Source organism: Sporofaciens musculi, assembly GCF_009830285.1.
Lineage (GTDB): Bacteria > Bacillota > Clostridia > Lachnospirales > Lachnospiraceae > Sporofaciens > Sporofaciens musculi.
Genome location: NZ_WUQX01000001.1, coordinates 4,816,654 through 4,839,700, shown reverse-complemented (window position 1 = coordinate 4,839,700; position 23,047 = coordinate 4,816,654). Strand labels below are relative to the sequence as shown.

Annotated in this window: 27 protein-coding genes; all 27 read left to right on the top strand. The window is 56.2% G+C overall.

All coding sequences use genetic code 11. From position 1 onward, the window contains the following. Positions 1-111 precede the first annotated feature (111 nt). The 27 genes from GN277_RS24545 to GN277_RS24420 all read left to right on the top strand — a co-directional run bounded on the left by GN277_RS24545 (position 112) and on the right by GN277_RS24420 (position 23,046). A complete protein-coding gene (locus GN277_RS24545; protein WP_159754931.1) occupies positions 112-1,059 on the top strand; it encodes an amidoligase family protein in 948 nt (315 codons plus the stop codon). A 100-nt stretch (positions 1,060-1,159) separates the two neighbouring features. After that, positions 1,160-1,834, top strand: a complete 675-nt coding sequence (locus GN277_RS32225) for a gamma-glutamylcyclotransferase family protein (RefSeq protein WP_159754928.1) — start codon at positions 1,160-1,162, stop codon at positions 1,832-1,834. Further along, positions 1,831-2,040: a hypothetical protein gene (locus tag GN277_RS24535; RefSeq protein ID WP_159754925.1), complete on the top strand. Its 210-nt coding sequence runs from the start codon at positions 1,831-1,833 to the stop codon at positions 2,038-2,040. The genes GN277_RS32225 and GN277_RS24535 overlap by 4 nt, the downstream gene beginning before the upstream one ends. 33 nt (positions 2,041-2,073) lie before the next feature. After that, positions 2,074-2,454, top strand: a complete 381-nt coding sequence (locus tag GN277_RS24530; RefSeq protein WP_159754922.1) for a hypothetical protein — start codon at positions 2,074-2,076, stop codon at positions 2,452-2,454. A gap of 125 nt (positions 2,455-2,579) precedes the next feature. Continuing rightward, on the top strand, positions 2,580-2,774 hold the full coding sequence (locus GN277_RS24525) for a hypothetical protein (RefSeq protein ID WP_159754919.1): 195 nt from the start codon (positions 2,580-2,582) through the stop codon (positions 2,772-2,774). Positions 2,775-2,890: 116 nt separating this feature from the next. After that, the gene (locus GN277_RS24520) at positions 2,891-4,498 is read left to right on the top strand and encodes a terminase TerL endonuclease subunit (protein ID WP_159754916.1); all 1,608 of its coding nucleotides are present in this window, start codon (positions 2,891-2,893) and stop codon (positions 4,496-4,498) included. A 94-nt stretch (positions 4,499-4,592) separates the two neighbouring features. Next, entirely contained in the window at positions 4,593-4,892 is a 300-nt protein-coding gene (locus tag GN277_RS24515; protein WP_159754913.1) for a hypothetical protein, read from the top strand. Between the two features lie 86 nt (positions 4,893-4,978). After that, positions 4,979-6,337, top strand: a complete 1,359-nt coding sequence (locus tag GN277_RS24510) for a phage portal protein (RefSeq protein ID WP_159754910.1) — start codon at positions 4,979-4,981, stop codon at positions 6,335-6,337. After that, positions 6,228-7,061: a head maturation protease, ClpP-related gene (locus GN277_RS24505; protein WP_159754907.1), complete on the top strand. Its 834-nt coding sequence runs from the start codon at positions 6,228-6,230 to the stop codon at positions 7,059-7,061. The genes GN277_RS24510 and GN277_RS24505 overlap by 110 nt, the downstream gene beginning before the upstream one ends. Positions 7,062-7,077: 16 nt before the next feature. Beyond that, positions 7,078-8,298 (top strand): phage major capsid protein, encoded by a 1,221-nt coding sequence (locus tag GN277_RS24500; protein WP_016230183.1) that lies wholly within the window; start codon positions 7,078-7,080, stop codon positions 8,296-8,298. 20 nt (positions 8,299-8,318) lie between these two features. Beyond that, positions 8,319-8,594, top strand: coding sequence for a head-tail connector protein (locus GN277_RS24495; RefSeq protein WP_016230182.1), 276 nt, complete (start codon positions 8,319-8,321; stop codon positions 8,592-8,594). Next, on the top strand, positions 8,594-8,935 hold the full coding sequence (locus GN277_RS24490) for a phage head closure protein (RefSeq protein WP_016230181.1): 342 nt from the start codon (positions 8,594-8,596) through the stop codon (positions 8,933-8,935). The genes GN277_RS24495 and GN277_RS24490 overlap by 1 nt, the downstream gene beginning before the upstream one ends. A gap of 2 nt (positions 8,936-8,937) precedes the next feature. Next, positions 8,938-9,318, top strand: a complete 381-nt coding sequence (locus GN277_RS24485; RefSeq protein ID WP_016230180.1) for an HK97 gp10 family phage protein — start codon at positions 8,938-8,940, stop codon at positions 9,316-9,318. A 3-nt stretch (positions 9,319-9,321) separates the two neighbouring features. Then, positions 9,322-9,660 (top strand): hypothetical protein, encoded by a 339-nt coding sequence (locus tag GN277_RS24480; RefSeq protein ID WP_016230179.1) that lies wholly within the window; start codon positions 9,322-9,324, stop codon positions 9,658-9,660. Beyond that, positions 9,644-10,273: a major tail protein gene (locus GN277_RS24475; protein WP_016230178.1), complete on the top strand. Its 630-nt coding sequence runs from the start codon at positions 9,644-9,646 to the stop codon at positions 10,271-10,273. The genes GN277_RS24480 and GN277_RS24475 overlap by 17 nt, the downstream gene beginning before the upstream one ends. A gap of 3 nt (positions 10,274-10,276) precedes the next feature. Further along, positions 10,277-10,654: a hypothetical protein gene (locus GN277_RS24470; RefSeq protein WP_016230177.1), complete on the top strand. Its 378-nt coding sequence runs from the start codon at positions 10,277-10,279 to the stop codon at positions 10,652-10,654. Beyond that, positions 10,651-10,818 carry a hypothetical protein gene (locus GN277_RS29595; RefSeq protein WP_016214831.1) on the top strand — a complete coding sequence of 56 codons (168 nt, stop codon included), beginning with the start codon at positions 10,651-10,653 and terminating at the stop codon, positions 10,816-10,818. Before GN277_RS24470 ends, GN277_RS29595 begins: the two co-directional genes overlap by 4 nt. A gap of 52 nt (positions 10,819-10,870) precedes the next feature. Beyond that, positions 10,871-13,708 carry a phage tail tape measure protein gene (locus GN277_RS24465; RefSeq protein ID WP_016230176.1) on the top strand — a complete coding sequence of 946 codons (2,838 nt, stop codon included), beginning with the start codon at positions 10,871-10,873 and terminating at the stop codon, positions 13,706-13,708. A 15-nt stretch (positions 13,709-13,723) separates the two neighbouring features. Next, positions 13,724-14,500 (top strand): distal tail protein Dit, encoded by a 777-nt coding sequence (locus GN277_RS24460; protein ID WP_016230175.1) that lies wholly within the window; start codon positions 13,724-13,726, stop codon positions 14,498-14,500. 6 nt (positions 14,501-14,506) lie between these two features. Continuing rightward, on the top strand, positions 14,507-17,035 hold the full coding sequence (locus GN277_RS24455; RefSeq protein WP_016230174.1) for a phage tail spike protein: 2,529 nt from the start codon (positions 14,507-14,509) through the stop codon (positions 17,033-17,035). A 12-nt stretch (positions 17,036-17,047) separates the two neighbouring features. Beyond that, on the top strand, positions 17,048-17,248 hold the full coding sequence (locus tag GN277_RS24450) for a hypothetical protein (protein WP_016230173.1): 201 nt from the start codon (positions 17,048-17,050) through the stop codon (positions 17,246-17,248). Then, positions 17,241-17,819, top strand: a complete 579-nt coding sequence (locus GN277_RS24445) for a hypothetical protein (RefSeq protein ID WP_016230172.1) — start codon at positions 17,241-17,243, stop codon at positions 17,817-17,819. The genes GN277_RS24450 and GN277_RS24445 overlap by 8 nt, the downstream gene beginning before the upstream one ends. After that, the gene (locus GN277_RS24440) at positions 17,819-20,290 is read left to right on the top strand and encodes a glycosyl hydrolase family 18 protein (protein ID WP_016230171.1); all 2,472 of its coding nucleotides are present in this window, start codon (positions 17,819-17,821) and stop codon (positions 20,288-20,290) included. Before GN277_RS24445 ends, GN277_RS24440 begins: the two co-directional genes overlap by 1 nt. Positions 20,291-20,372: 82 nt before the next feature. Further along, on the top strand, positions 20,373-20,786 hold the full coding sequence (locus tag GN277_RS24435) for a phage holin family protein (protein WP_016230170.1): 414 nt from the start codon (positions 20,373-20,375) through the stop codon (positions 20,784-20,786). Further along, positions 20,787-22,298, top strand: coding sequence for an N-acetylmuramoyl-L-alanine amidase (locus tag GN277_RS24430; protein ID WP_016230169.1), 1,512 nt, complete (start codon positions 20,787-20,789; stop codon positions 22,296-22,298). Positions 22,299-22,412: 114 nt separating this feature from the next. Then, positions 22,413-22,835, top strand: coding sequence for a hypothetical protein (locus tag GN277_RS24425; protein ID WP_016230168.1), 423 nt, complete (start codon positions 22,413-22,415; stop codon positions 22,833-22,835). Continuing rightward, the gene (locus GN277_RS24420; RefSeq protein WP_022742526.1) at positions 22,828-23,046 is read left to right on the top strand and encodes an SHOCT domain-containing protein; all 219 of its coding nucleotides are present in this window, start codon (positions 22,828-22,830) and stop codon (positions 23,044-23,046) included. The genes GN277_RS24425 and GN277_RS24420 overlap by 8 nt, the downstream gene beginning before the upstream one ends. Position 23,047 lies beyond the last annotated feature (1 nt).

The following is a 23,047-nucleotide window of genomic DNA, read 5'->3' as shown; positions in this document are numbered from 1 at the left end:
GGAAAACATTGTGTAATATATGCCTCGAATTAACTTGCTATTATCCCCTTTTAGAGCGAATATGTGTACTACCGAAAGGGAAAACACACAAAGAAAACGGAGGAAAACAGCATGAACGCAAAGTTGGCAAGGCAGGTTGAGGAAATGAAAAAGCAGACCATCGGGGTTGAGGTGGAGATGAACAGCATCGCAAGAGACAAGGCAGCGAGGGTTGCCGCTAAGTTCTTCGGAACGGGCAGGCACGAATACACGGCGCGCAGGAACGGCTACGAAACCTACTCCGCATGGGACGCGCAGGGCAGGGAGTGGAAATTCCAGAAGGATGTGAGCATTGCGGGGCCGGACAGCGAAAAGTGCGAACTGGTGACGCCGATCCTTACCTACGGGGACATCGAAACCCTGCAGGAGCTCATCCGGCAGCTCAGACACGCCGGAGCGAAGAGCGACGCGGGCCGGGGCTGCGGGGTACACATCCACATCGGGGCGAAAGGCCACACGCCGCAGAGCCTCAGAAACCTCGCCAACATCATGGCAGGCCACGAAAGCCTGATCGCGGACGCCTTAAACCTTGACCGCTGGAGGATGAACCGCTACTGCCGCACGGTTGACCCGCGGTTCTTAGAGGAGGTCAACAGGAAGAAGCCGGCCACGATGGCAGCCCTTGCGGACATCTGGTACACGAGCCACGGCGCAAACTATGGCAGGAGCCAGCACTACAACGACAGCCGCTACCATATGCTCAACTACCACGCAACCTTCACCAAAGGCACGGTCGAGTTCCGGCTCTTCCAGTTCGACGAGCCGGGCGACGGGCGCAGGGGCGGCCTCCACGCAGGGCAGCTCAAGAGCTACATCCAGCTCTGCCTCGCACTGAGCCAGATGGCGAAGGAAGTGAAAACGGCAAGCCCGAAGCCGCAGCAGAATGAGAATCCGAAATACGCCATGAGGACCTGGCTCCTCCGGCTCGGCTTCATCGGGGACGAATTCAAGACCGCAAGGGACATCCTCACAAAGAGGCTTGCAGGGGACGCATCCTTCCGCAATGGAAGGGCCGCTTGAAGGGAACGCGGGAGGTAGCCTCCTGCCGCCTTACCACTGACCGCTCCGGCGGTCTTAAGGCGGTAGAAGGGTGCCCCCTTCGGAAAGGATGGATTTCAAGATGGAAAAAAGATACTACATTGCTTACGGCTCAAACTTAAACATCCGGCAGATGCGGATGCGCTGCCCTGGGGCGAGGATTATCGGCACTTCGGTGATTGAGGGCTACCGGCTGCTGTTCAAGGGAAGCAGGACCGGCTCCTACCTCACCATTGAGCCGCAGGAGGGCGCAAGCGTACCTGTGGCGGCATGGGCGGTGACGGAGGAGGATGAGGCGGCCCTGGACCGCTACGAGGGCTTCCCGTCCTTTTATTACAAAAAGGAGATGGAGCTGCCCCTCAAAGGGATTAAGACCGGAAAGGTGCGGCTGCGGAAGGTTTTCGTCTACATCATGCATGAGGACCGCCCGCTTGGACTGCCGAGCGAGTTTTATATGGAGACCTGCAGGCAGGGATACCAGAGCTTCGGTTTTGACGAGGCATTTCTGGAACAGGCGTATGCCGACAGCAGGGAGGAATTTCCGGGCGGGTGGAAAAACGGGGATGCCTGCTTCATGGTGACCAACCGGAAGAACGGCTACACGGGCAACTACACCGTTCTGGGATTCGATGGGAAATATTTCTGGCTCCAGAACAGCAGGGGCAGCCGTTACCGCGCATCCGCAGGGAGGATGTTCCGCAGCAAGGAGGAGGCGCTTGGCATCCGGGAACCTGCAGCAAAGGAGGAATTGGAATGAAAGAAACAGATAATATTGCGAGGATTTCGGTCTGCCCAAGGTGCGGGCAGACCTACCACGGGAGGCCGGCAGTTTCGCGGGCGGACGGCAAAACGCCGCTCTGCCCGGACTGCGGCACCAGGGAGGCGCTGGAGAGCATCGGCGTGGACGGGAAGGAGCAGGAACAGATCCTTGCAGCCATCCACAGGTGCTACGGCAGGGGATGAACATTGCAAAGATAAAGGAAGGAGCGTAAAGCTATGAAAAAAAGGACAGAGGTCATCCAGGAGTGGATTGACGCAAGAAGGGAACGGGGCGAGGCTGCAACAAAGTGTATGTTTTACATCACCGTCCCGAAAGACACCGACATTTACAAGGATGAAACCATCAAAAAAATCGAGGGCATCCTTGATAAGAACCATGTCAGCCACGGCCATGTGGATACGGTCTGCGGCGCATGGAACCTGAACCGGGACTGGATTGAAACGGGTGAGATCGACTGCATTGTGGAATTCTGCGGGGTGTACCCGGTCGGTTGGGACATGGATGATGTGGCGGAGCTTGAACGGATGGAAACCGAAGGGGAGATCATCGTCCTGGTTGACTGGATAGAGGACGGGAAGCACATCCCCAACCATTAAAACTGCACAATCTGCCCTGCAGATATTTGTGCAGATCACGGACCGGATTAACTTGATAATATGTGCTTTTAGAGCGAATATGTGTACTACCGAAAGGGAAAACACAGAAAGCGGAGGATGAAGGCATGACAAGATTTGAAAGGGATTTGAAGGATGCACGGGAAGGAAACGGAACCGAGGTACTGACGAAACGGAAAGCGGAGCTTGACCGCCTTTGGAAAGAGGGGAAAGCCTGCAAAAACGGATTCAGGAGGCAGTGCATAGCGCAGGAATACACGAGGCTTAAGACCGAGTACGATAAGATTGACGCACTTTTCTGAAAAATAAAAACTGCACATTCCAAGAGCGGAGCCGTAAGGCTCTGTGTCTTGTACTGATAGATTACGGCTTGCCGCTGGCAGGCCATTTTTGATGCCATCTTCTGGAGGTGATGCCGATGGCAATGCGGAAACTGAAAAAGTATAAGCCGACAAAATTCAAGGCAAAGGACAGCCGCTATGATAAGGATGCCGCCGATTTTGCCGTGATGTTCATCGAGAGCCTCTGCCACACCAAGGGGACATGGGCGGGGAAGCCTTTTGAACTGATCGACTGGCAGGAGCAGATCATCCGTGACATTTTCGGCACGTTAAAGCCTAACGGATACCGCCAGTTCAACACGGCCTATGTGGAGATTCCGAAGAAGCAGGGCAAGTCGGAGCTGGCGGCGGCCGTGGCGCTGCTTTTGACCTGCGGGGACGGGGAGGAACGGGCGGAGGTGTATGGGTGCGCCGCCGACCGGCAGCAGGCCACCATCGTCTTTGACGTGGCGGCGGACATGGTGCGGATGTGCCCTGCGCTGAATAAGCGGGTGAAGATACTCGCCTCGCAGAAGCGGATCATCTACACGCCCACCAATTCCTTCTACCAGGTGCTTTCGGCGGAGGCGTATTCCAAGCACGGCTTCAACATCCACGGCGTGGTGTTCGACGAGCTGCACACGCAGCCGAACCGGAAATTATTTGACGTCATGACCAAGGGTTCCGGCGACGCCCGGATGCAGCCGCTGTATTTCCTCATCACCACGGCGGGGACGGACACCCATTCCATCTGCTACGAAACGCACCAGAAGGCAAAGGATATCTTAGAGGGGCGGAAGATCGACCCTACATTTTATCCGGTGATCTACGGCGCGGATGAGGCGGACGACTGGACGAACCCCAAGGTGTGGAAGAAAGCGAACCCCTCTTTGAATATCACAGTGGGGATTGACAAGGTGGAGGCCGCCTGCGAGTCGGCAAAGCAGAATCCGGGGGAGGAGAACAGTTTCCGGCAGCTCCGCTTAAACCAGTGGGTGAAACAGGCGGTGCGGTGGATGCCCATGGATAAATGGGACGCCTGCGCCTTCCCGGTTTCGGAGGACGGCCTGGAGGGGCGCGTGTGCTACGGAGGGCTGGACTTGTCCTCCACCACGGACATCACGGCGTTCGTCCTGGTGTTCCCGCCGCTGGATGAGGAGGACAAATACTGCATCCTCCCATATTTCTGGGTGCCGGAGGAAACGCTGGAGCTGCGTGTCCGGCGCGACCATGTCCCCTACGATGTGTGGGAGCGGCAGGGAAAACTGATGACCACGGAGGGGAACGTGGTGCATTACGGCTTTATTGAGAAATACATTGAGCGGCTTGGGGAGCGTTTCAATATCCGGGAGATTGCTTTTGACCGGTGGGGAGCGGTGCAGATGGTGCAGAACCTGGAGGGGATGGGCTTCACGGTGGTTCCATTCGGCCAGGGCTTCAAGGATATGTCCCCGCCCACCAAGGAGCTGATGAAGCTGGTGCTGGAGCAGATGATTGCCCACGGCGGGCATCCGGTTCTCCGGTGGATGATGGACAACATCTTCATCCGCACCGACCCGGCAGGCAATATTAAGGCAGATAAAGAAAAGTCCACGGAGAAGATTGACGGTGCCGTGGCAGCCATCATGGGGCTTGACCGCGCCATCCGCTGTGGGAACGAAACCTCGGAGAGTGTGTATGACAGCCGCGGTTTGTTGGTATTTTAATGTTTTACAGAGTTGTGTGCGGAATCCTTGGTGGTTCCTTATATGGCTATTTTCCACATATTCCTTTATGCTGTCTGGCGAAGGAGGTGGAAGGATGGAAGATAAGGATTTCCTTGAGCTTATCATTTCGGAACGGATGGGGATGCATCATGATACCTTTAAAAAGGAATACCCCCTTACGGAGAAGCAGGCGGCGGAAGCGGAAAAAGCAGACCAGGCACACGAGCTGCTGTTCCAGCAGTTAAGCGCAGAGCAGAGGGCAATGATGGAGCTGTGTGAGGATGTGACAAACTCGGAAGCCACGCGGGAAAACGAATACTACTACCGTGCAGGATTCCGGGATGGGGTGAGTCTTGACAGGCTGATAAAGCAGATCAGGGAAGATAATAAATAAAAAAAACACATAACACAGGCAGCAGACGGGCATCGCTTTGGCGGTGCCTTTCTGCTGTCTGTCTTTTGGAAGGGAGCGTGGTTCCTATGGGATTATTCAGTGGATTGTTCAGGGCGAGGGACGCACCACAGAACAGGACTTCCGGCAGCGCCTACAGTTTTTTCATGGGCGGCAGCACGAGCGGGAAGCGTGTCAATGAGCGTTCTTCCATGCAGATGACGGCAGTGTACTCCTGCGTCCGGATACTTTCAGAAGCGGTGGCGGGGCTGCCGCTGCATATGTACCGCTATACGGATAACGGCGGGAAGGAGAAAGCGGCGGAACACCCGCTGTATTTTCTGCTCCATGATGAGCCGAACCCGGAGATGACTTCCTTTGTGTTCCGGGAAACGCTGATGACGCACCTGCTCCTTTGGGGCAATGCTTACGCACAGATCATCCGCAACGGCAAGGGAGAGGTCATCGGGCTGTATCCGCTGATGCCGGACCGTATGGGCGTGGAGCGTGACAGCAAGGGGCAGCTCTATTATGAATACACGGTGAGCATGGATGACGCGCCGACCGTGAAGGGCAGCACGGTCATCCTGCCGCCGTCGGAGGTGCTGCATATCCCCGGACTCGGCTTTGACGGGCTGGTGGGCTATTCCCCCATTGCCATGGCAAAGAACGCCATCGGCATGGCGATTGCCTGCGAGGAATACGGGGCGAAGTTCTTCGCCAACGGCGCACAGCCGAGTGGTGTGCTGGAGCATCCGGGGACGCTGAAAGACCCTTCAAGGGTAAGGGAGAGCTGGCAGTCCACCTTCGGCGGCAGCCACAACGCAAACAAGGTGGCAGTTTTAGAGGAGGGCATGAAGTATACGCCTATTTCCATTTCCCCGGAACAGGCGCAGTTTTTGGAAACGAGGAAATTCCAGATCAATGAGATTGCGAGGATTTTCCGTGTGCCTCCGCACATGGTGGGCGATCTGGAAAAGAGCAGCTTCTCCAACATCGAGCAGCAGAGCCTTGAGTTCGTGAAATATACACTTGACCCATGGGTGTCAAGATGGGAGCAGTCCATGGCGCGGTCTTTGCTGACCCCAGAGGAAAAGAAGCAGTATTTCATGAAGTTCAATGTGGACGGCCTGCTCCGCGGGGATTACCAGAGCCGCATGAACGGGTACGCCGTGGGGCGGCAGAACGGGTGGATGTCCGCAAACGACATCCGGGAGCTGGAGAACCTTGACCGTATCCCGGAGGAATTGGGAGGTGATTTGTATTTGATAAACGGGAACATGACAAAATTGTCCGATGCCGGTCTGTTCGGCAAAAAGGACGGAGAGGAGGAATCCAATGAAAACGAAGAAGTTCTGGAAGTGGAGGAACCAGGCGGAGGCGGGGACGGCTCCGGAGGAGAGGACTCTGTTTCTGAACGGCACCATCGCAGAGGAAAGCTGGTTTGATGATGACGTCACGCCGCAGCTTTTCAAGGATGAGCTGAATGCCGGGAGCGGTGATATTACCGTGTGGATCAATTCGCCGGGCGGCGACTGCGTGGCGGCGGCACAAATCTACAATATGCTCTCCAACTACAAGGGCAAGGTAACTGTAAAAATAGACGGCATCGCTGCAAGCGCCGCCAGTGTGGTCGCCATGGCAGGCGACACCGTCCTGGTGTCCCCGGTATCCATGCTTATGATTCACAATCCCGCCACCATCGCCTGGGGCGACCATGCCGAGATGCAGAAGGCCATTGATATGCTTGCCGAAGTGAAGGAGTCCATCATCAATGCTTATGTGTTAAAGACGGGACTTTCCCGCCCGAAGCTGTCGCATCTGATGGATGCGGAAACGTGGATGGATGCAAATAAGGCAGTAGAGCTTGGCTTTGCGGATGAGATCATGGCGCGGGCAAAGGCGGAGCCGGAAAAGGAGCCGGAGGAGGGCGAAGGGGACAGTTCCGAAGAGGATGAGGAAGACGAAAAGAAATTCCCTCCGGCTTCAAGCTCCATGCTGTTCTCCCGCAGGGCGGCAAACAACGCCCTTTTGAATAAACTGGCCGCCAAATATGGCGGGGAAAAACCGAAAGCAGATATCCAGGCGCAGGCAGAAATCCCTGCACCGGATACAGAAACCGGCCGTTCCGTGGACGCACTCATGGAGCGGCTTAATTTATTGAAACGATAAGAAGGAGGATTTCATTATGACGATTCTTGAACTGCGCGAGAAGCGCGCAAAAGCATGGGAGGCGGCAAAGGCATTCTTAGATTCCCACAGGAAGGAAAACGGAGTCCTTTCCGCAGAGGATGACGCCGCATACACGAAGATGGAGCAGGAGATCACAGACCTTGGGAAAGAGATTGCAAGGCTGGAGCGGCAGGAGGCCCTGGATGCGGAACTGAACCGCCCGGTGAACAGGCCCCTCACAGGGAAGCCGGGCGGCAGGGCAGATGCGGACGATGGGGAGGATAAGACCGGGCGCGCCTCCGACGATTACCGGAAGAACTTCTGGAACGCCATGCGCTCCAAGGCACCGATGCCCGCAGTCACCAATGCCCTGCAGGTCGGCACGGACTCCGAGGGCGGCTATCTGGTACCGGATGAATACGAGCGCACATTGGTGGAAGCACTGGAGGAGGAGAACATCTTCCGGCAGATGGCGAAGGTCATCAAGACCTCCAGCGGGGACCGCAAGATTCCCGTGGTGGCTTCCAAGGGTACGGCGTCATGGATTGACGAGGAGGGCGCATACCCGGAGAGCGACGATTCCTTCGGGCAGGTTTCCATCGGGGCTTACAAGCTGGGCACTATGATTAAGGTTTCCGAGGAGCTGTTAAACGACAGCGTGTTTGACCTGCAGTCCTATATCTCCCGCGAGTTTGCCCGCCGCATCGGGGCGAAGGAAGAGGAGGCGTTCTTCACGGGGGACGGCAAGGGGAAACCGTTAGGGGTGCTTGCGGCCACTGGCGGCGCGGAAACGGGCGTGACCGCGGCATCTGCCACGGCAGTGACGGCGGATGAGCTGATGGATCTGTATTATTCGCTGAAATCCCCGTACCGCAAGAAATCCGTGTGGGTGCTGAACGACTCTACCATCAAGGCCATCCGCAAGCTGAAGGACAATAACGGGCAGTACCTGTGGCAGCCGTCCCTGACAGCCGGGGCTCCGGACATGATCTTAGGCCGCCCCATCAAGACTTCTGCATATATGCCGGCCATTGCCGCGGGAGCGAAGACCATCGCTTTCGGTGATTTCAGCTACTATTGGATTGCTGACAGGCAGGGGCGCAGCTTCAAGCGCCTGAATGAGCTGTTTGCAGCCACCGGGCAGGTGGGATTCCTCGCTTCACAGCGTGTGGACGGGAAGATGATCCTTGCGGAGGCAGTGAAGGTGCTGGTGCAGAAGGCCGCATCCGCAGGTTAATGAAAGGGGGCGCTGCAGGCATGGCGGTGACGCTGGAAGAAATGAAGAACTACCTCCGTGTGGATTATGACGATGATGATGTCCTGATTGAAAGCATGGTCAGGGCATCGGAAAAAATCTGCATGGATGTGGCGAGGATGGATGACACGCAGGAATTTTACGCAGTGGAAAATGCAGAGATAGCAGTACAGTATACGGCCGCCTATCTGTATGAACACCGGGAGGATGCCGACCACCATGCCATGATGCTGACGCTCCGTGCGCTTCTTTCCGGCAGCCGGAAGGAGGCGTTCTGATGGAGGTTTCCCTTTTGAATGTCCGCATCACCTTTCAGAAGAATGCCGTGGAGGTGGACAGCATCGGCAACCACAAAAACACATGGGCAGATTATTATTCCTGCCATGCTACAGTAAGCGGTGAGGCCGGGAAGCAGACCAGTGAGACAGATGTGGCCGGAACCGTGGCGGATGAATCGGAGGTTTCGTTTACTGTCCGCTGGTGCAGGAAAGCGTCCGCGGTTGATTCCACGGGGTACCGGGTGGTTTTTGGCGGGGAGCTGTACGACATCCTCGCCATCGACCACATGAATTATAAAAAGAAATGCATCAAATTCAAATGCAGGAAAGCGAGGCGGTGAGGATGGCGAGCGGCGTATCTATCGACCGGATGGCGGAGGAGATCATGAAGGGGCTGACCGAATATGCGGACCTTGCCACGGAGGATGTGAAAAAAGCGGTGAAGAAAGCCGGGACAGCGGTGCGGAAGGATATCGAAGCCAACGCGCCGAAGGACACCGGGAAGTATGCAAAGTCATGGGCGGTGAAGACCACGAAGGAAACGTCCAATTCGCTGGAAGTGACGGTGCATTCCAGGAACCGCTACCAACTGACGCACCTTCTGGAACACGGCCACGCCAAGAGGGGCGGCGGGCGCGTCCCGGCAAAGCCGCATATCGCGGCGGCGGAGCAGGCCGGCACCCGGCAGCTTGAAAAAGAGATACAGAAAGCATTGGAGGGATAGGGTTTGAAAACATTACTGGCACTTTTAAAAGAAACCGGCATCCCCTTCGCCTATGACCATTTTGCGGAGGGTGAATCGCCGGAGCCGCCGTTTGTCTGCTACCTCCTGCCGCAGAGCGACAATTTCGCCGCTGACGGCATGGTGTACTTCAAGGCGAGCGGCGTGAAGATAGAGCTGTACACCGACACCAAGGACCCGTCGGTGGAGAAGAAACTGGAGGACGCGCTGGATAAGCGGCGCATCTTCTACAACAAGTCGGAGGTCTGGATTGCCAGCGAGAAGCTGTACGAGGTCCTCTACCAGTTTGACATGGAGGTGGTTTACGATGCCGAAGAAGAATAAAGTGAAATTCAACATCTGCAACGTGCATTATGCACTGCTGACGCTGGAAACGGACGGGGTGGTGTCCTTTGGCACGCCTGTTGCGATGCCCGGTGCCGTTTCCCTTTCCCTGGACCCCAACGGCGAGCCGAGCAATTTTTATGCAGACGGGTACGCTTATTATACCGTCAGCAACAACATGGGCTACGAGGGGGATCTGGAGCTTGCCATGGTGCCGGAGAGCTTCCGCACCGACGTGCTGAAGGAGGCCCTGGATGAGAATAAGGTGCTTTTAGAGAACGCCAACGCGGAGACGGAAAACTTTGCCCTGCTGTTCGAGTTTGACGGCGATGTGCGCAAAATCCGCCATGTGCTGTACAACTGCTCGGCGGCGCGGCCGACCATTGAGTCCCAGACCAACGAGGAGGAGATCGAGGTGCAGACCGAGACGCTGTCCATCACGGCGGCTCCGCTGGCGAGCGGCTATGTAAAGGCAAAGACCGGGGACAGCACCACGGACGAGGTCTACCAGAACTGGTACAAGAGCGTGTACCTGCCGGATGCGGCATCAGGAGGCACTTCCGGCGGTGATACAGAAAATGGCGGCACGACTGATACAGAAGGGGAGGGATAACCTATGAGCATGAAACAGAATATCGAGATTGACGGGAAGCAGGTGCCTTTCAAGGCGTCCGCGGCTATCCCGCGTATTTACCGGATGAAGTTCCACCGGGATATTTATAAAGACCTGCGTTCCTTGGAGAAATCCATCGGTGACGGGGACGAGGAGAGTTCCAACTTAGATTTGTTTTCGTTGGAGATGTTCGAGAACATCGCCTATGTGATGGCGAAACACGCAGACCCCAAAATCCCGGACAGCCCGGAGGAATGGCTGGATGAATTCAACACCTTCTCCATCTACCAGGTGCTGCCCAAGCTGATACAGCTTTGGGGGCTGAACGTGCAGACGGATGTCCAGTCTAAAAAAAACTTCGCCCGACTGACCGGGAAATGACAACGCCGCTGTTCCTGCTCCGGTGCGTACAGCTTGGGCTTTCCATCCGCGACCTTGACCTGCTTACCATCGGGATGGTCAACGATATGTTCGCAGAGAGCAGGAATGACGAATACAAGGGCTATAAGGAAATCGCTACCCAGGAGGATTTTGACCGCTTTTAGGCGGCGTCCCCCTGGGTTTATTTTGGCATTTTAACAGGAAGGGGTGTCCGCCGTGGCGAACAGAATCAAGGGTATCACTGTTGAGATCGGCGGGGATACCACCAAACTACAGACCGCATTAAAGGGAGTCAATTCCTCCATCCGGGATACGCAGGGACAGTTGCGGGATGTGGAGAAGCTCTTAAAATTGGACCCCGGCAACACGGAGCTGCTGGCACAGAAGCACCGGCTTTTGGGCGAGGCAGTGGCGGGGACGAAGGAAAAGCTGGAGACCCTAAAGACCGCCGCAGAGCAGGCAAACACGGCCCTTGCCAATGGGGAAATCTCACAGGACCAGTACGATGCCCTCCAGAGGGAGATCATCGAAACGGAAAACAATCTGCGTGACCTGGAGCGGCAGGCAGGGCAGTCCGCTGTGGCATTACAGAAAATCGCCGCCACGGGTGAAAAGCTGAAGACTGTCGGGGATAACATTTCCTCCGCCGGGCAGAAGCTGCTCCCCGTCACGGCAGGCGTGACTGCCCTCGGCACGGCGGCGGTCAGCACGGCGGCAAACTTTGAAAGCTCCATGTCGCAGGTGCAGGCAACGATGGGAATCACGAAGGATGCCATGTCCACGGTCAACGGCGAGAGCGTCAACACGATGGATACGCTTTCCGCACTGGCAAAGAAGATGGGCAGCGAGACAGCATTCTCCGCAAGCGAGTGTGCGGAGGCTTTGAACTACCTCGCCCTTGCCGGGTACGACACGCAGCAGATGTGCGACACGCTGCCCACTGTCTTAAACCTTGCGGCGGCCGGCGGCATCGACCTTGCAGCGGCATCGGACATGGTGACGGACGCCATGTCCGCCCTGGGCATGGGCGTGGATGAGGCGGGGACGATGGTTGACCAGATGGCGAAGACCGCCTCCACCACCAACACATCTGTGGCGCAGCTTGGCGAGGGCATCCTCACCATCGGTGCGACTGCCAAGACCGTGAAAGGCGGCACGGCGGAGCTGAACACGGCCCTCGGCATCCTCGCCAACAACGGCATCAAGGGCGCGGAGGGCGGTACACACTTAAGGAACGTCATCCTTTCCCTGCAGAACCCTACCGACAAGGCGGCCGCCTGCATGGAGCAGCTTGGTCTGGATGTTTACGATTCCGAGGGGAATATGCGCTCCCTCAATGACATCCTCGGAGACCTGAACACGAGCATGGACGGCATGACGGCGGCGGAGAAGTCCAACATCATCGGGCAGATTTTCAACAAGACCGACCTGTCCTCCGTGAATGCCCTGCTTGCCAACACGGGAAGCACATGGGATGAGCTGCAGCAGTCCATCATTGACAGCGGCGGCGCAGCGCAGCAGATGGCGGACACACAGCTTGATAACCTGCAGGGGCAGATCACCATTCTAAAGTCAGCCTTAGAGGGGCTGGCTATTTCTTTTGGGGAGCTTCTGCTGCCCGCCATCAAAATGATTGTCGGATGGGTGCAGAAGTTCGTGGACTGGCTGAACGGCATGGACGAGGGGACGAAGAAAGTCATCACCACGGTCGCATTGCTGGCGGCTGCTCTGGGACCCGTGCTGATCGTCGTTGGGAAAGTGGTGTCTGCGGTCGGCACTATCATGACCATAGTGCCGAAGGTGGCGGGAGTGATTAACACAGTCAAGACCGCTTTTGCCGCCTTAAACACCACCATGCTTGCCAACCCGATATTCCTGATTATTGCAGCAATTACAGCTTTGGTGGCGGCATTTATTTATCTGTGGAATACGAATGAGGATTTCCGGCAGTTCTGGATCAACCTCTGGGAGAATGTGAAGGAGGTAGCCATTGCCGTATGGGAGGCAATCAAAAACTTCTTTGCGGCGGCATGGGAGGCCATTTCCTCTACAGCGCAGGCTGTGTGGAACGGGATCAAGGATTTCTTTTCCGGGCTGTGGGAAGGGATAAAGACCATCTTCAGTACAGTGGTGGAAGTGATAAAAACCATCATCACCACTTATTTCAATATTTACAAGACCATTATCACTACGGTCTTAAATGCGATAAAGACGGTATTCACAACCATTTGGAACGGGATAAAGACCGTGGTCACCACGGTGGTGACGGCAATCCAGACTTTTATCACCACGGCATGGAACGCCATCAAAAATACAGTCACTACGGTGCTGAATGCGATAAAGACGGTAATAACCACGGTATGGAATGCAATAAAGACTGCGGTCACGACAGTGGTAAACGGCATCAAGTCCACCATTTCCACGGTGTGGAACAGCATCAAATCCGTGGTTACGAGTGTCGTGAACAGCATTAAAAGTACGGTCACCACAGTGTTCAATAACATCTGGAGCGGCATTAAGGGGACCATGGGAAAAATTGTGTCCTCCATCAAGGAAGGATTCAACCAGGCGATTTCCTTCATAACGAGCCTGCCGTCAAAAGCCCTGCAGTGGGGCAAGGACATGATCATGGGCATCGTGAACGGCATCAAAAGCTGTATCGGAGCTGTGGGTGACGCTGTGAGCAGCGTGGCGAACAAGATCAAGTCCTTCCTGCACTTCTCCGTGCCGGACGAAGGGCCGCTGACCGATTACGAGAGCTGGATGCCGGACTTCATGAAGGGGCTGGCAAAAGGCATTGAGGACAGTAAGAGCATGGTGGCAAAGGCAATGGACGGCGTGGCGGCAGATATGGTCCTGAACCCTTCTGCATCCTTGCAGGAAATTTCCGTATCAGGAAACGGCGGGGACGGAGCGTCGCAGGGAAGCTCCATAAATGGTCCGTTGATTGAAGTGAAGGAAATGAACGTGAGGAGCGAGGAGGACATCCGCAAAATCTCACAGCAGCTTTACCGGCAGCTCCAGCAGGGGCGGCGGGCAAACGGCTATTCGTAGGAAGGGGGCGGACAGATGGGATTTTCTTTTGACGGCATCACATCAAAAAGCATGGGTATCGCAAGCCGCATGACAACGGAGAACCGGGTGCCGGAGCTGAAAAACCGCACCATTTCCATGGCGGGCAGGGACGGCCTCATTGACCTGGGCGCGTCCCTTTCCGAGCGGGTGATAGAGATATCCTGCTTCATCCCTCCAAAGCGGACGGCGGCGGAGCTGCTTGAGTGCAAGGATGAAATCGTAAGCTGGCTGAGTCCGGACAAAGGCGTATGTGCGCTTATGCTTGACACGGAACCGGGGCGGGTGTATTACGCAAGGCTTCAGGAGGGCGTAACCTTTGAGCGGGTGGTGCGGCTTGCGGCGACCTTCGACCTCGCTTTTTTCTGCCCTGACCCCTTCGGCTACGCTGCGGAGGATGAGGTCTTTACCATCACGGAAGCAGGAAACCACACGGTGAGGCGGAGGCTTGGAAACTTATACTCCAATCCCGTGTACCGGCTGAAAGGCGTCCTGGCATCCGGGGCGGGAAGGCATATCAGCATTTCTACAAACGGGGCGGAGCTGAAAATAGCAAACGCCACGCTTTCGGAAGGGGAAACGCTGGTAATTGATACGGCGAAAATGACGGCATGGGTGGAGGACGCGGAGGGGAACACGCTCCGCAACGCCCTGCCGTATATCGGCGAGCTGAACTTCCCCACGCTTGGGGCGGGGCTGAACACGGTAGAGGTGGCGGCATCGAATGCCGCGTTCACGGAACTTGAAATACAGGCAAAGAGCCGCTGGAGGTGATTTTTTATGGGATTGCAGGCAGTTTTAAATACACAGACGGATTTCACGGGGGAGTTCCCTGCTGAGTATGCAAAGGACGGACTATGGCGGTTCAATGAGAATGCCCCGGATGCGGATACCATGCTCGCCGATTCCTCCGGGAAAGGCAGGAAGATGTTTGTTTCCGGCTGGTCGGGAACGAGCGCCGGCTTCCGGGGCGGGCAGAAGGGGCGGCATTTCCGCATGAACATCACGAACCCCACTTCGGAGAAAACCTATCTGAAAGTGACGAATGACGGCTCCGTTTTCCAGAGCCTTGGGGAACGGATCATTGTGGGCGGCTGGATGAACCCTACCACCTATTCCATCGGAAATACCTACTGCCCGATTTTTAACACCAGGCAGGGGCCGGGGCAGCCGATTTTCTACCTTTCCCTCATCCGGGGAAAGCCGAGGATCATGCTGTATAATTCCGCAGGCTCCCTGATACTGGATGAGTCGGTGACGCCGCCTTTTTCCTTTGTGAACAACGGGTGGTATTTCATTGCCTGCGTGATAGAGCCGGGGAATAAGAAGGCGTGGTATGTCATAGGAGACCGGGAAAGCGGGGCGGTGTGGGTTTCTGCGGCGCTCCCCTTTACCGGGGAGCTGAACCGCTCCTGCACGGCAGACCTCATCATGGGGATGCACGCCGGCTCCTACTGGTTTGCGGGCGGCTTTGACGACTGGTTTTTAGACTGCGATTCGCAGCTTACGGCAGAGGATTTGGCGGATTATTTCCGTGCCACGGCCTTTGCCAACGGAGGCGATATTGCGGGGCCGGTGGATGCCCTGGCAGAGCCGGGGTGTGTGACGCTGCGAAAAGGAAGTAATGGCGCGTACCCGGAAAGCGGCGTGCTTTATACCCGTGCCGTAGAGTATGGCATTTCTGGCGCGGGCAAGGTGTCCGTTTCCAGTGAGTGCATCCCCGGCGTGACGGACATTCCCCTTGTGGAGACCTCCACGAGCAATGACCTCATTAGCTGGAGCGATTGGGCGGCGGTGGGCGCGGACGGGAAGATGCCGTCCCCTGCCCGCACATACATCCGTTTCCGGGTGACTCTCACTACAAATGACACGGCAAGGACGCCGAAACTGACGGACATCCAGATTTATGACATACCGAAGTCCCCCTACGAGAAAATCGGCTATGCCCGCCCGGTGGTGCTGGACTCAAACGGCGCATGGGAGGCGGTGCTGGAGAATGCCTACGGCATTATCGTGACGGGCGAGGTCAACGGCGAAGATACACTTTCCTTCTCCATTCCCTTTGCCGATGCCAAGCGGAAATATATCGACAACGAGAAGAAAATTCAGATCGTGGATGACGTGTATATTATCCGCACGGTCACGGACAGCAAGGATGCCTCCGGCAGCGCCGTGACAGAAGTGTACGCCGAGGCGGAGTTTTACAACCTTGCCTATTCCGTCCGGAAGGAGGAGAAAGCCTTTGACGCGGAGACGGCGGATGCGGCCATGGCCTATGCCCTTTCCGGCACGGAATGGAATGTCGGGACGGTCACGGTCACGACCAAACGCACATGGACATCCACGGAGAAAAATGCACTGTCTATTTTAAGGGCGGTGGCTGACCTCCACGGCGGCGACCTGGTCTTTGACTGCCCGAACCGGCTGGTGCATCTGCTGACCTTAAACGGGAAGGACAGCGGCGCGCTGTTCATGTACGGGAAGAACATGAAGGATATCGAGCGGACGGTGGACACCACGGGGCTTGTGACGAGGCTGTATGCCGTCGGTGCAGACGGCATGACCTTTGCCAGCATCAACGGCGGGAAGCCCTATGTGGAGGATTTCACCTATTCCAAAGAAATCCGTGTATCTTCCCTGGACTGTTCGGCGTTCACGAACCCTTACCAGATGCTTGAATTTACCCGCATGAGGCTTGCCGATTACTGCAAGCCGACGGTTTCTTATGTGCTGAACGCCATGGATTTGTCTGTGCTGACGGGATATGAGCATGAGGCATGGGAGCTTGGGGATTATGTGCGGGTGGAGGATAAGGACCTGGGGCTTTCGGTCACCACGAGGATTGTCCGCAGGGAATACAACCTGCAGGAGCCGTGGAACACGGTGCTGGAGCTTTCCACGGTGTTAAAGAACCTGGGCAGCTCCACGAGCAAGTGGGACAATGCCGCCGATTCCTTAGAGGGCGTCAGCGTGGTGTCCAGCGAGGACATCGCGGAGCTGGTGCCGTTCAATCTGCTCCGCAATTCCCGCGCCGATGACGGGCTTGCCTATTGGGTGTCCTCCGGCTTTGAGGCGGATGGGGAAAACGGCGCAAGCGGAACGGCTTCCTTCAAGGCGGAGGGCGTGGCTGGCATGACCAAAAGCCTGTCGCAGACGGTGTATCCTGCTAACCGTGACAGCTATACGATTTCGGCGCAGATTGCGTCTGAAAATTTGAAGAAACTGAGCGGCAACTCGCAGGTCGGCATTGAGATTGTGCTGGAGTATGAGGACGGCAGCACGGAGTCAAGGTTTATCGACCTGTATTGATGGGAGGTCAGCATGGCATATTTTTCAAGGACAACAGCAAAGATTACCCCGGAAAACTTCTCATCCGAGAGGCTGAAATCCGTCACCGTCCGCGTCTGCATCACGGACTGCACGGGTGACTTCTACATCACGGACATCCTCCTGCAGGGCGGGCCGGTGGCAATGGGATGGGTGGGGCATCCCTCGGAACTGAGGTGGACGCTGGATGGCTGAGTTTGTAAGGCTTGCGGAAGTGGTCAATAAAAAGAAGGATATGCGCGTCGTGAGCGTGACGGTGGTCCCCACCATTGCCGACTGCTCCGGGCGCATCTGGTTTACCGACCTCCAACTGCAGGAAGGGCCGGGCCTTGCGGGATATGCACCGCACACGGAGACCTGCCTGCAGAAGCTCCGGGAGGATGGCGGGATAAAGGCTCCCACGTGGTTCAACGGCGTGGTGCGCTCGGAGGAAACGGTCATCCTCTTTAACCTGGGGAAGACCTCCGCTCCTCTGGATATCCACATCTACCCGAAATCCGATATGGCGGCGGGGACGGTGCGGCTTGCCCAGGGCGTGGGCGGCCAGAGGGTGTCTTTTCCCGGTGCCGTGAAAGCGGAGGATGATATTGCGCTGCTTGCTGAAAGCAGGGAGTGTACACGCAACGGCGCAGCATTTCAGAAAGAGGGATTCTACCAGTACAGCGCCGCATGGGATTCCAAACATAAGGTGGCATTGGAAAGCGGGAAAACGGCGAGATTATTATTTACAATGCAGGAGATGCAGGAAGGGGGCGGGACATTCTGATGGATACACTCAAAGGAAAGCAGATCATGGTATGGACGTTCATGGGCAATACGAGGATGTACCAGGCGCTCCGGGATTACGGCGACCGCATCAGCCAGATTGGGCTTTTTTCTTTTAAGGTCAGGGCGACCGGGGAAATCTACGAGAGCGGCGTTTCCATTGCGGAAGGCTCCACCATGCGGACGTATATCAGGAAGTGGCCGCACATCAGGTGGCTGCTGACGGTCGCCAATGACGGCACGAACAGCATTTTTAAGGCGCTGCGGGAGAACACGGACGGGGCGCAGGATATGTTCCTTTCGGAGCTTGTGTGGATCATGGAGAAATACCCGTGGTGTGACGGCGTGGACATCGATTTGGAGAAAGGGGATGATTACTCCACAGCGGCGAAGTCAACCGCTATGTTCCGAAATATTTACAATACGGTGAAATCCTACAATCCCGCAAAGCTGATGAACATCTGCCTGCCAGGGATGGACAGCATTAACGGCTCTGTCGGCGGGGAGAACTGGTGCGTCTACGGCGACCTCGACAATTACTGCGACACGGCATCCATTATGAGCTACGGCATGGCGTGGGCGGGCAGCGCACCGGGGCCGGTTTCCCCGCGTTCCTGGCTGGAGGGCATCTATAATTACGCCGTGAAAGTGATGAATCCGGATAAAGTGTTCCTGGGGATGCCTGCCTACGGGTGGAACTGGCGGATACACGATACGCCAAAGAACATGGGAGTCACCTACCGGGGGACTTCCAACACCTACTATGCTGCGCAGCTATGGATGACGGGCGGCTACAACTTCACGGATGACAAGCCGCCGCAGCCGTTTATTCCCATCGTGGCTTATTGGGACGACTACGACAAGGTGCCGTGGGCGCTTCCCCATGTGTACGACTACATGGAGGGGCGGGATGCGGTTTCCTATGATTACCCGCTGCTTTCCGGCACATACAACCGCAGGCATTACCTTACCGCCTACGGCAAAGAGCAGAAGACGGAATTTGACGGCATTGTGGTCGACCGTAACGGCGGGAACCCGGACAGTTATTCCGGCATCGTGTCTGTTTCGGAGGGCATGGTGACGATGGGGGATAACGGCTCCGCTGTTTACCGTTTTTCTGTATCCACAGCAGGAACTTATGATGTGGCGGTGCGCTTGTGCTTTCCCTTTTGGGATAAGAACGGGATATACATTTCCATTGACGGGGGCAGGAAGCATTTCACGGAAAGCCGCCTGTGGTGGCCATACTGGAGGACTACCTTCTGGTCGGCGCTGGCAGAGGGGATTTCCCTCTCCGCAGGGACGCACACCATCACGGTTTCGGTGGATGTGAAAGGGGTGCAGTTTTACGGCTTCCGTGTCTGCTCGGCTTTTTCGGAAGAACCGAGCGCCGGCTCCGCCACCTATACCCTTGCGCCACGGAAATTCAAGGATGTGGACGGCAACATGGCGCAGCCGGACAGGGGCTTCAAGCTGACGCTGGAAATGCTCCGCAGGAAGCCGGACTCGGCGCTCATCTGGTACGAGGACTTCCGGGATGAGAACCCTCTGCCGGAGAGTTACTGGACGACGCTCTCCGGCAAGTGGGAGGTGTGGCGGGAGGGCTATGAGAACCGGCCGTACTCCCAGCTTGAGGGGAGCGGGCAGCTTGCATGGAAGTACAGCGGCTTTTCCGATATCCATCTGCGGGCAAGGCTGGCATTCCCGGCAGGCGGCAGCGGGAAGGCGGGGGTGTTCTGCGGGGATGTTTTCTGCTGCTTAAATTATGACACACAGAGGGTGGAGCTTTACAAGGGTTCCACCCTTCTTGGCAGTTACAGCCAGACGATCAGCCGGACGGCGAATGCAGACCTCAGAGGGAATCCCGCCATGTACACGGTGGAGATGCGCATCCGTGGAAACAGGGTGCGGGTGTATTCCGGCGCATCTTATGCGCTGCGTTTCACGGCCTCCATATCCGGATTCAGTGGCGGGTATGCAGGATACCGCTCCGATAACCGTACCGTCTGTGAACTGATGAGACTTGGGGACTCATGGACATATGAGCCTTACGAGCGGTTCGATGTGCGGATGCCGGACGGAAGTTTTAAATCCTTCGGACGGATCAGCAGGAGCAATGTGGCGTGGGATGAAGAATTCCAGGTGTTCACGCTGACTGCCGATGTGGAGGAGAGCGCCACCCGCAGCGAGGACATTTCGATGGATTATGATTTTTTCCATTCAGATTTGATGGAGATATCCTGCGGGAACAACTACACGGCTGAGGTCACTCCGAGGGATATCAATATCTGGATTTCCCGGCTGTTTCTTGGGGATGCGGACGGCTTCTCCATCCTCTATTACCAGGACGTGGACTCCCTCGTCTATTGGGCGAACCAGGCGGCGTACCGCTGGAAGCTGCGGGGGATGTGTATGTGGTCGCTTGGGCAGGAGGACATGAGGATTTGGGAGTGGCTGCCGAAACAAATTTAATATTTCCATGGATACAGGGCTGTCCGCCGATTGGCGGGCGGCCTTTTATCATACAAAAAATCTTTTTAAGGAGGGTTTCACTATGAAGGAATTCTGGAACACAATTCAACTCATTTTTGCGGGTGTCGGGGGATGGCTCGGTTACTTCCTCGGCGGCTGTGACGGCCTGCTGTATGCGCTGGTCGCTTTTGTCGTGGTGGACTATATCACTGGCGTGATGTGCGCCGCGGCGGATAAGAAGCTGTCCAGCGAGGTAGGGTTCCGGGGCATTGCCAAGAAGGTGCTGATCTTCCTGCTCGTGGGGATTGCCAACATCCTCGATGTGCAGGTCATCGGCACAGGCAGCGTTTTGCGGACGGCGGTCATCTTTTTCTATATCTCCAACGAGGGCGTGAGCCTCCTGGAGAACGCCGGACACCTGGGGCTGCCCATCCCGGAGAAGCTGAAGGATATCCTGGCACAGCTCCATGACAAAGCAGAAAAGGGGGACGAGTAAATGAAACTGGTAGAAAGCATTCTGACGAAAAACCCCTGCTACACGGCAGGGAGGAAGATCACGGTAAAGGGGCTGATGCTCCATTCCGTGGGCTGCCCGCAGCCGAAGGCGTCCGTATTCATCAACTCATGGAACAGCCCTGCGCATGACACATCCTGCGTCCACGGATTCATTGACGGGAACGATGGCACGGCTTACCAGACATTACCGTGGAATCACAGGGGGTGGCACTGCGGCTCCGGCAGCAAGGGCAGCGGCAACAATACCCATATCGGGGTGGAAATGTGCGAACCGGCGTGTATCAAGTACACATCGGGCAGCAATTTCACCTGCTCCGACACGGCTGCGGCAAAGGCGGTGGCGAAAAGGACTTATGAGACGGCGGTGGAGCTGTTCGCCATGCTCTGTGAAAAGTACAGCCTTGACCCGCTTGCGGACGGTGTCATCATCAGCCACAAGGAAGGCTGTGCGAGGGGCATTGCCAGCAACCACGGCGACCCGGAGCATTTGTGGGCGCAGCTTGGGATGGGGTACACGATGGACGGATTCCGCAAGGCGGTCAAAGCGGCAATGGGCGGCACTGCTTCTGGCACAGACAGATACACCAAGATCATGGGGAATGCCACGGCAACGGCGGAGCAGATGAAAGCATATCTGAAAGCGAAGAACCCGTCCGTGGCGCAGTCCGTCCTCGACATGGTTCCGCTGTACCTTTCGGAAGGAAAAGCAGAAGGAGTCCGTGGCGACATTGCCTTTGCGCAGTCCTGCCTTGAGACCGGGAACTTCACCTTTTCCGGCTCTGCGGTCACGCTTTCACAGAACAACTTCTGCGGCATGGGCGTGACTTCTAACGGTGTAAAGGGGAATTCCTTTGACACGCCGCAGCTCGGCATCCGGGCGCAGGTGCAGCACTTGAAAGCCTATGCTTCCACGGACGCACTCAAGAACACCTGCATTGACCCGCGGTTCAAATATGTCACAAGGGGCTGTGCGGAATATGTGGAGTGGCTTGGGCAGAAGGAAAACCCTGCCGGAAAGGGATGGGCGACAGGCGCCGGCTATGGGGAGAAGATACTCACGATCCTGAAAGGCATCCTTGGAACGGAAGGAGAGGCATCTTCCCCGGCTCCTATAGAAACGGAAATCTGGTACCGCGTCCGGAAGACCTGGGCAGACGCATCCTCGCAGAAAGGGGCGTTCAAGTCGCTGGAGAACGCAAAGAAATGTGCGGATGAGAATCCGGGCTGCTCCGTGTTTGATGAGTCGGGGAAGGCAGTGTATTCCAGTACGGCAGCGTTCAAGCCGTATCTGGTGCAGGTATCCATCCCAAACCTTAACATCCGGAAAGGCCCTGGCACTGACCACGGCAAGACCGGGAAATATACCGGAGCCGGCACTTTCACGATAGTGGAGGAGGCAGACGGTGAAGGCGCATCCAGGTGGGGATTGCTGAAATCCTACCAGGAAAAGAGAGACGGATGGATTTCGCTGGATTACGCAAAGAGGGTATAAATGGTCTTACGCCTGCAGGAGTTCCTTTTGGGATTCCTGCAGGCGTTATTTTTTTTTGTGAAAACACCCCGCCGAACTGCGGTTCAAATCTCCGTATAGTGAGGAGGCGTTTTTATGACTGACAGGCAAAAAGACCGGATACGGCAGATGAGGGCCGCTGGCTATGGATATATGAAGATTGCGCAGGAACTTGGCATTTCAGAGAACACAGTAAAATCATTTTGCCGGAGGAAGGGACTGAGTGCGGGGAAAATAAAAGCAGCAGTGCCGTCTGCGGATGGGGATAAGGGTATCTGCCCATGCTGCGGGGCAGAGGTAAAACAGAATCCGGGACGGAAAGCCAAGAAGTTCTGTTCCGATAAATGCCGCAATAAGTGGTGGAACAGCCACCCGTACCAGATAGAACGGAAGGCACGTTATGAATTCGTGTGCGCTTACTGCAAAAAGCCGTTCACGGCCTACGGCAATGCCGGCAGGAAATACTGCTGCCATGCGTGTTATGTGGCTGACAGATTCGGAGGTGGCGCAGATGAGTGAGGAGCAGTTCCGGAATGAGAAGATGTACCACGCCACCATGAACATAGCGAAATCCCTCATGGAACAGGGGGCAATGACGGCAGAGGAGTACGGTCAGATTGATACAATTTTCCGGGGAAAATACCGCCCGATTTTGGTTAGTTTACAGACCGAAATGAGTGGATATAAAGCCGATTCTATGGCATCATGTGACACTGACAAGGAGGGATGAT